This window comes from Delftia acidovorans NBRC 14950 (genome assembly GCF_001598795.1).
GTDB lineage: Bacteria > Pseudomonadota > Gammaproteobacteria > Burkholderiales > Burkholderiaceae_C > Comamonas > Comamonas acidovorans.
In genome coordinates this window covers 1-7763 of record NZ_BCZP01000052.1, presented here as the reverse complement: position 1 = coordinate 7763, position 7763 = coordinate 1, and the positions used below count along the sequence as shown (strand labels likewise).

8 protein-coding genes and 1 tRNA gene are annotated in these 7763 nt (G+C 67.1%); 4 read left to right on the top strand and 5 right to left on the bottom strand.

The features are described 5' to 3' along the window. On the bottom strand, positions 1-1602 hold a 1602-nt coding region (locus DA1_RS28955), incomplete at its 3' end, for an RHS repeat domain-containing protein (protein ID WP_062794198.1). A 309-nt stretch (positions 1603-1911) separates the two neighbouring features. Here DA1_RS28955 and DA1_RS28950 point away from each other — a divergent pair. The 3 genes from DA1_RS28950 to DA1_RS28940 all read left to right on the top strand — a co-directional run bounded on the left by DA1_RS28950 (position 1912) and on the right by DA1_RS28940 (position 3046). After that, the gene (locus DA1_RS28950) at positions 1912-2475 is read left to right on the top strand and encodes a tetratricopeptide repeat protein (protein ID WP_034390931.1); all 564 of its coding nucleotides are present in this window, start codon (positions 1912-1914) and stop codon (positions 2473-2475) included. 12 nt (positions 2476-2487) lie between these two features. Beyond that, positions 2488-2910: a hypothetical protein gene (locus tag DA1_RS28945; protein ID WP_051940560.1), complete on the top strand. Its 423-nt coding sequence runs from the start codon at positions 2488-2490 to the stop codon at positions 2908-2910. A gap of 59 nt (positions 2911-2969) precedes the next feature. Then, positions 2970-3046 (top strand) — tRNA-Gln (locus DA1_RS28940). A gap of 46 nt (positions 3047-3092) precedes the next feature. Here the strand turns inward: DA1_RS28940 and DA1_RS28935 are convergent. Then, positions 3093-4079 (bottom strand): NAD-dependent epimerase/dehydratase family protein, encoded by a 987-nt coding sequence (locus tag DA1_RS28935; protein WP_034390934.1) that lies wholly within the window; start codon positions 4077-4079, stop codon positions 3093-3095. Between the two features lie 101 nt (positions 4080-4180). Between DA1_RS28935 and DA1_RS28930 the strand changes: the two genes are divergently transcribed. Beyond that, on the top strand, positions 4181-5074 hold the full coding sequence (locus tag DA1_RS28930; protein ID WP_034390936.1) for a LysR family transcriptional regulator: 894 nt from the start codon (positions 4181-4183) through the stop codon (positions 5072-5074). A gap of 19 nt (positions 5075-5093) precedes the next feature. Here DA1_RS28930 and DA1_RS28925 read toward each other — a convergent pair whose 3' ends face one another. From DA1_RS28925 to DA1_RS28915, 3 genes are all read right to left on the bottom strand, one after another. Further along, complete coding sequence (locus DA1_RS28925) at positions 5094-5303, bottom strand: hypothetical protein (RefSeq protein WP_230590722.1); 210 nt, start codon at positions 5301-5303, stop codon at positions 5094-5096. Between the two features lie 242 nt (positions 5304-5545). Then, complete coding sequence (locus DA1_RS28920; RefSeq protein WP_013803832.1) at positions 5546-6592, bottom strand: YeiH family protein; 1047 nt, start codon at positions 6590-6592, stop codon at positions 5546-5548. Further along, positions 6589-7563, bottom strand: coding sequence for a bifunctional enoyl-CoA hydratase/phosphate acetyltransferase (locus DA1_RS28915; protein WP_034390940.1), 975 nt, complete (start codon positions 7561-7563; stop codon positions 6589-6591). Before DA1_RS28915 ends, DA1_RS28920 begins: the two co-directional genes overlap by 4 nt. Positions 7564-7763: the final 200 nt, after the last annotated feature.

Here is a 7763-nt window from a genome sequence, read left to right as displayed (position 1 = left end):
CCCGGCCTGGTCGTAGATATGGCGCGTGACCGTGCTGCCGGCCGCCAGCCCGTTGCCTGCGGCATCGGTGGCGGCATAGGTGGTGGTGACCTGGGCCTGGCCCCGGAAGTCCAGCACGTAGTCGGTGCGCTGCAGCTGCTGCAGGTTCTGCTGCCCGCTCCATGCCGACAGGGCGGCCTCGGTCGAGGCACCGGCGGCTCCGTAGCGCGCCGCCTGGTGCTGCAGCGTGCTGACGACCTCGCCATAGGCATTGCGCCGGTATTCGGTGACGCGGCCTTCGGCGCTGATGGCAAAGCGCAGCTGCAGGCCCGTGGCATCGTCGTACACATAGCGCGTGGTCTGCGCGCCCGAGGCCTGGGCTGCGCCGTCGCCATCGGGGTCGGGCTGGGTGTAGACGGTCTCGCTGAGCAGGCGGTTCTGGGCGTTGTAGATGCGCGTGATGGTGTTGCCTGCACCATCGCGCTGCAGCACCTGGTTGCCGTTGGCGTCATAGGCCATGAAGACCGTGCGCCCGTCCGCATCGGTGCTGCGGATCAGGTCGCCGTTGGCGTTGTACTCGAAGCGCTGGACGGAAGAGACACCATTGGTGGCGGGCGAGGTGATGCTCAGCAACTGGCCCTTGGCGTCATAGGCGTAGCTGGAGACCTTGCCGGCAGGGTCCGTGACCTGGGTGGTGCGCGTGGCCGTGTCGTAGGCAAAGCGCGTGGTCTGGCCCAGCGCGTCGCGCAGCGACGACACCTTGAACTCCGAACCCACCTGCACATAGTCGATGCTCAGCTGGCTGCCGTCGCTCTGGGTCAGCGTGGCGATGCGGTTGCTGTCGCCATGGTAGGTGTAGCTGGTGCGGTAGAGCTTGCCGTCGGCCGTGGAGCCGTCCTGGGGCGTGAGATCGACCGTGACCTGGGACAGGCGGTTGCGCGTGTCATAGGCATAGCTGGTGCGCGTGGTGGTGGCGCCCTGGCTGTCGACCACCCGGATGCGGGTCAGCAGGTTGCCCGTGTAGTCGTACTGGATGGACTCGCCGCTGGGGTTGACCAGTTTGGCGATGTTGCCGTTGGCGTCGTAGGTGTAGGCCGTGGTGTTGCCGCTGGCGTCCACGGATTTGTCCAGGCGGCCGGTGGCGGTGTCGTGGAACTCGCGGTTGCCGGTGGCGCCATCGGTGAAGACGTAGCTGGAGCCTTGCTGCACGATGCGGTCGTAGGCACCGGCGCCATCGGTGCTGACATAGCTGCTGGAGGCCGCATCCCAGGAGAACAGGGCGCTTGCGCCATCGCGCTCGGTGCGGGTGATGGTGCTGCCCGCCTGGCCGTAAGTGCCCGAGAGCACCAGCTGGCGGCGGTAGAAGCCCGCGCTCCAGTTGTCTGCGTTGTCGTCATTGAGCAGGCCCTGGCTGTTGTAGGTGCGCACGGCCTGGAAGCCGCCGCCGTGGGCCACGAGCTGGTCGTCGTTGTGGGCGATGACGAGGTTGCCGGAGGCGACGTTGACGAAGACCTGCTCGCCACCGCGCCCCTGGGAGGCGTTGCCCTGTGCGGCGCGTTGACCCAGTGTGGCCAGAGAGCTGTTGCCCAGACCCAGACTATTGCCGCTGACGATGCCAACCATGTGTGCCCCTTGATCGATATGCATGGAGGGCCGCGAGAAAGGAGGCGGAGGATTCCGCAGGTTTCGGGGCCCATTCAGGCAATGCATCCGGACCTTGTTCGGTTTGTTGAGTAAGACCCTTTGGTTTGATGGGGATTTCGGCGACGAAAGGGTGTCAAGACGGCAAAAGACCGGGCGATAGAATCCCTGCGAACTGGCCGGGTTTGCTCAACGGATGTCCGCAGGAGTGGATAAAGGGGTGAAGGGCTCAACAGCCGTCCATTCCAAGTCGTTCTGCCGCCAATCCCTGGCACTCCCTGGTGCTCCCATATGTCCCAATCAGACAATCTTTCTTCTCTCTCCACCCTGGACCAGGCTCTCGAGGCCAGCGCCCAGGGAGACAGCACGGTCGCCACCGAGCTGTTCCTGCAGGCAATTGCCGAGCAGCCCGATTCGGGCGCCGCGCATTTCTTGCTGGGTTCCGAATTCGCTGCCTTGGGTGACATTGGCCGTGCGGAACATCACATTTCCACGGCACTGCTGCTGAGTCCGCAATGGCATGTGGCGCGTTACCAGCTGGGGCTGCTGCAGTTCAGCGATGGTCGCGTGCCTGCCGCGCTGCTGACGTGGCAGCCACTTGCCGAGTTGCCCGACAGCAGCCCGTTGCCCCATTGGGTACAGGGGTTCGTGGCGCTGGCGCGCGATGATTTCGATGGGGCTCGGCCATTGTTTGTGGCTGGCCTGGAGCGCAACACGGACAATCCCGCGATGTCGGCAGATATACAGAGAGTGCTGGCGGCGATGCCTTCGCCCGAGACATCTGCCCCGCCTGCGGACGACGGTGTGGCCCATGTACTGCTCTCCAACTACCAGCAGTCGGGGCCGGCGCATTGATGAAGGTCCCGCATGACTCGCATTGATGGCGCCTCAGGCATTGCCGCGCTGATCCGGGCCCAGGCTCTGGAACAGGCGCGGCTGCGGCAGGCGCAAGGTCAGGGGGAGCAGGCCCGTTCTGCCGGTGGCCCTGCGAAGGAGGGCTCGGGCGACGCCCGCGTGCTGGCACCTTTGCTGCGGCGTCTGAAGGGCATGGATGCCGCAGATCCCGACAGGCGGCGCAAGGCCTTTCGCATGTTCATGGAAGCCACGCTGGTGCGTGAACTGGGTGACGCACTGCAGGCTGATCCGCAGTTCCCGGCCCTTGTGGACCAGGTGCTGCAGCGTATGGAAGACGATCCAGAACTGCAGGCAGCTTCTCTGGAGGCGGCAGATCATCTGCTTGAAGAGGCCGCACGCTGGAGTGATGCAGGCCCCGATGCCTCGCCGCGTTGAAAGAATCTGAGGCGTTTTCTTTTTGCGACCAAAAAAACGTATTAGAATTTAGGTCTTCTAGGGGAGTCGCCAAGTTGGTAAAGGCACCGGATTTTGATTCCGGCATGCGAGGGTTCGAGTCCTTCCTCCCCTGCCAGATAGACAAAGGCCCTGACAGTTCTGCTGTCAGGGCTTTTTTGTTTTCAGGCCGTGGCCTGCTGCGGGCTGGAGTTCACGGCTGAGCCCGCGCCCGCCTTGGCGGCATCCAGCGTGGCGCGTATGCCCTGGGCGTAGGGGGTCTTGGCAATGGGGCCCAGCAGGGTGTGCAGGGCCGAGTCGTCCATGATCAGCGGATCGGTCAGCAGGTAGTGCATCTCGGCCAGTTCGCGCATCAAGGGGCTGAGCAGGCCCGCCAGGCGCAGCGCGGTCTTGCCTGCAACGCGCAGTTTCAACGGCCTGCCGCTCAGGCGTTCGATCTCCGAGACGATGTCGCGCTGCGTGGTCGCCCCCGCGCCAGCCAGGTGCCAGACCCTGCCGAATGCCTGCGGCGTGTCGATGAGGCGCGCCACGACGGGGCCCACATCAGGCACATAGACAAACTCGTGCGGCCTGTCCAGCGGGCCGATCATGTCGGCCCGGCCGCCGTGGGCCGCCGCCTCGAAGGCGCCGTGCAGCAGGCTGTTGTGCACTCCGGGGCCGTAGAAGTCGGGCAGGCGCAGCACGGTGGCCTCGATGCGGCCCTGTGCATGGGCTTGCAGCAGCAGGTCCTCCTGGGCTTTGCGCATGCGGCCCTTGAAGGTATGGGGCTCGCGCGGATGGTCTTCCGCCACGGGCAGGGTGCGGGCCTTTCCGTAGGGATAGACGGTGCCGATCAGCACGATGCGGCGCACGCCCGCGGCAATGGCGCCTTCCAGCGTCTTGCGCATCAGTTCGGGATGCAATTGAAACTGCCAGTAGTTAACGCCCACCAGGTAGACCAGGGTGTCGACGCCGTGGGCGGCCGCCTCGATGGAGCCGGCGACATCCGGGTTCCAGGTGGCGATCTCGGCCAGGGGATCGGCGCCGAAGGTCTGGCGCAGGCTGGCTGCGTTGCGGCCGACCACGCGATAGGCGCGGCCCTGTTGTCTGAGCGCGGCGGCCAGGCTCTGGCCGATGGCGCCTGCGGCGCCGAAAAGTGCAATGGATGGCATGGTGCGGGTCCTGTGGTGACCACGCCAGTGTCCGCAACACGCTGCAAAAGGAAAATTGCCTAGAATCTTCTGGTGTCCATGCATAAATGAATGGATCAGTGATGTCGGAACCCCATTGGGAGTGGTATCGCAGCTTTTTGCAGGTGCTGGAGTCCGGGTCGCTGTCAGCGGCGGGCCGGGCCATGGGCTTGGCACAGCCAACCGTGGGCCGGCACATCGACGGGCTGGAGTCGGCGCTGGGCCTGCAACTGTTCACCCGTTCGTCCGATGGCTTCGCACCCACCGAGGCTGCCTATGAATTGCAGCCCTATGCGGCCAGCATGGCCGCGACGGCTGCCGCGCTGCGACGCGTGGCGGCCAGCCATGGCGCGGGCGTGCGCGGCACGGTGCGCCTGACGGCCAGCGAGGTCGTGGGCGTGGAACTGCTGCCGCCCGTGCTGGCGCAATTGCGCGCGGCCCATCCTGAACTGCGCATCGAACTGGTGCTGTCCAACGCGGTCGATGACCTGCTGCGCCGCGAGGCCGATGTGGCCGTGCGCATGTTCCGGCCGCAGCAGGAGGCGCTGGTGGCCCGCCATATCGGCGCCATCGAACTGGGGCTGCATGCCCATGAGAGCTATCTGGCCAGGCATGGCGTGCCGGCTTCGCTGCAGGAGCTGGCCGGGCATTCGCTGATCGGCTTCGACCATGAGAACGCCTTCATCCGCAGGTTTCAGCAGCAGTTTCCGATGTTCACGCGCGAGGCCATGGCGCTGAGCTCGGACAGCGACCTGGCGCAGCTGGGCGCCATCCGCGCTGGCTTTGGCATCGGCATCTGCCAGTCGGCGCTGGCGGACAGGGACCCGTGCCTGGTACGGGTGCTGCCGCAGGCATTCTCATGGAAGCTCGATACCTGGGTGGCCATGCATGAGGACCTGCGCAAGAGCGAGCGCTGCGCCGTGGTGTTCAAGGCGGTCGCGCAGGCGCTGACGGCCTATGCCAGCAGCGGTGCCTGACGACCCGGGCGCCTGTGTTTCATTGGGCGTGCAGCAGGCAGCAGCGCGCGAGATGGCGCAGCATGGATTTCTTGCGCTGGGATGCAACAAACGCCTGGCAGTTGTGGGCGATGTAGCCCGCCATGACCCCCGTCAGGCCGGCGACGGCCCACAGCGGGATGGGCACCAGGGAGTCCAGCAGCACGGCGCAGCCGGCCAGCAGCAGCAGGCACGGAAGCAGCCGCAGCAAGGCAGCTTGCAGGGGTTGTTGCCTGCGCAGGAGGGCGAGGACCTGGATGGCAGTGCGTCTGCGGAATCTGCCGGCTTGCTTGCGAAGAACGTTCACGGCTCGTGTCGGGCGTTGATGTGCGTCAAAAAATTGTGTGCAAATGTATCATCTCGATGCGCGAACATCAAATGCGCCGGTTCCATGAGAAATGAAAAGGGCCCGCGCATGGCGGGCCCTGGAAAACTGCCGTGTTGAGCCTGGGTTCACCGCATCTCGAACTCGATGGCGATCAGCACGAAGGCCGCCATCCACAGCGTCTCCACCACCAGCAGTGCAAAAGGCCGCCAGCCGGCCTGGGCCAGTTGCTGGAACGAGGTCTTCAGGCCCAGGGCCGCAATGGCCAGCACCAGGCAGTTGCGCGACAGGTCGCTCAACTGGTGCTGCAGGCCCGGCGGCACCCAGCCCAGCGAGTTGATGGCCACCAGCGCGACGAACACCCACAGGAACCAGGGCACCAGGCCCGGCTTCTTGCCGTGGTGCTGCTCGGCCGCAGCCTCGCGCTGGCGCTTGAACAGGGCCGAGACCATGACCACCACCACGGCCAGCATGGACACGCGGAACAGCTTGACGATGGTGGCGTAGTCGCCCGTGGCCTGGTCGATGGTGTAGCCCGCGCCCACCACCTGGGCCACATCGTGGATGGTGCCGCCGATGAACAGGCCCGCCAGCTCGGGCGGCAGGTGCAGTGCGCGCGCCACCAGCGGGTACAGCACCATGGCGGCCGTGGACAGCACGGTGACCGTGACCACCACGGTGAGCGTGAAGCGGTCGCTGTCCTTGTCGCGCGGCAGCACCGACGAGATGGCCAGCGCCGCCGAGGCGCCGCAGATGGCCACCGCGCCGCCCGACAGCACGCCCTGCGGCCGCGTCAGGCCCAGGCGCCGGCCCAGCAGCGTGCCGCACAGCAGCGTGGTGACCACGGCCGCGATGACGATCAGCGCCGTGGTCCAGCCCAGGCCCGCGATCTGCGTGGCCGTGATGCGCGCGCCCAGCAGGCCCACGCCAAGGCGCAGCACGCCGCGTGCACAGAACTCGATGCCCGGCTTGGCGCGCGCGTCCTGGCTCAGGAAGTGGAAGGCCACGCCGAAGAACAGCGCGAACAGCAGCTGCGGCCCGCCGTGCAGCGTGGAGACGAAGGTGGCTGCCAGCGCAATCACGCCCGACAGGCCCGTGCCGGGCAGGAGCTTCAGCCATTGCAGCATGCGCGGCACGGGCGGCTGTGCTGCCAACGGGGCTTGAACCTGGCTCATGGCTGCTCCTTGCCGCCCGCCGCATCGGCCAGCACGGCCAGCGCGCAGGACGCGATGCGGCTGGCCACCGAGTCCGAACGGCTGGTCAGCACGATGGGCACGCGCATGCCCAGCACCAGGCCCGCGCATTCGGCGTCGGCCATGTAGACCAGCTGCTTGTAGATCATGTTGCCGGCCTCCAGGCTGGGCACCAGCAGCACGTCGGGCTGGCCGGCCACATCGGAGACGATGCCCTTGTGATGCGCCGAGCGCAGCGAGATGGCGTTGTCGTAGGCCAGCGGCCCGTCGAGGATGGCGCCGCTGATCTGCCCCCGGTCGGCCATCTTGCACAGCGCGGCCGCGTCGATGGTGCCGGGAATGGCGGGGTTGACCGTCTCCACCGCCGAGAGCACGGCCACGCGGGGCCGCGCAATGCCGATGGCACGGGCCAGGTCGATGGCGTTCTGCGCAATGTCGCGCTTGTCCATCAGCGTGGGGAAGATGTTGACCACGCAGTCGGTCATCAGCAGCGGGCGCTCGAAGCCCGGCAGGTCCATCACGAACACATGGCTGGCGCGGCGGCTGCCGCGCAGGCCGGCCTCGCGCGCCACGGCAGCGCCCAGCAACTCGTCGCTGTGCAGGCTGCCCTTCATCAGCGCGCGGGCCTGGCCGCTGCCGCACAGCGCCGCCGCCTGGGCCGCCGCCGCGCGCGGATCGTCGGCGGTGGAATGGATGGACGCGCCCGCCAGATCCAGCCCGGCCGACTGGGCCGCCGCCCGGATGCGTGCCTCGGGGCCGACCAGAAGCGGCGTGATCAGGCCCGCCTGCGCGGCCTGCATGGCGGCCTGCAGCGAGCCCGCATCACAGGGATAGGCCACGGCCACCGGAATGGGGCCTTGCGCCTTGGCCTGGTCGAGCAAGTGCTGGAGATGGGGGCGGTGCGTGGCGGGCGCATCGTCGGCGGCCACGGCGAGTGAAAGTGGGGGGACCATGAAAGCTCCTGCGGGAAAGTACAGGGCCCGGCGCGAGCAACGCAGGGAATCTGGGAATCGGCTTTCGAGAGCCTTGCGCTTCACCCAGGCGCATGAAACCGGCGCGGCCCATCCCAGGGACACCGAGGAAGGGCCGCCCCGCACCGAGGGTGTCGTCCCCCTCCCCCGCGCAGCGGGTAGAGAGGGGGAAGGCGCGCAGC

Excerpts from the sequence above, each read along its gene's own strand:
- DA1_RS28950 (WP_034390931.1), top strand. The coding sequence starts at position 1,912 with ATGTCCCAATCAGACAATCTTTCTTCTCTCTCCACCCTGGACCAGGCT.
- DA1_RS28930 (WP_034390936.1), top strand. The coding sequence starts at position 4,181 with ATGTCGGAACCCCATTGGGAGTGGTATCGCAGCTTTTTGCAGGTGCTG.
- DA1_RS28935 (WP_034390934.1), bottom strand. The coding sequence starts at position 4,079 with ATGCCATCCATTGCACTTTTCGGCGCCGCAGGCGCCATCGGCCAGAGC.
- DA1_RS28945 (WP_051940560.1), top strand. The coding sequence starts at position 2,488 with ATGACTCGCATTGATGGCGCCTCAGGCATTGCCGCGCTGATCCGGGCC.
- DA1_RS28920 (WP_013803832.1), bottom strand. The coding sequence starts at position 6,592 with ATGAGCCAGGTTCAAGCCCCGTTGGCAGCACAGCCGCCCGTGCCGCGC.
- DA1_RS28915 (WP_034390940.1), bottom strand. The coding sequence starts at position 7,563 with ATGGTCCCCCCACTTTCACTCGCCGTGGCCGCCGACGATGCGCCCGCC.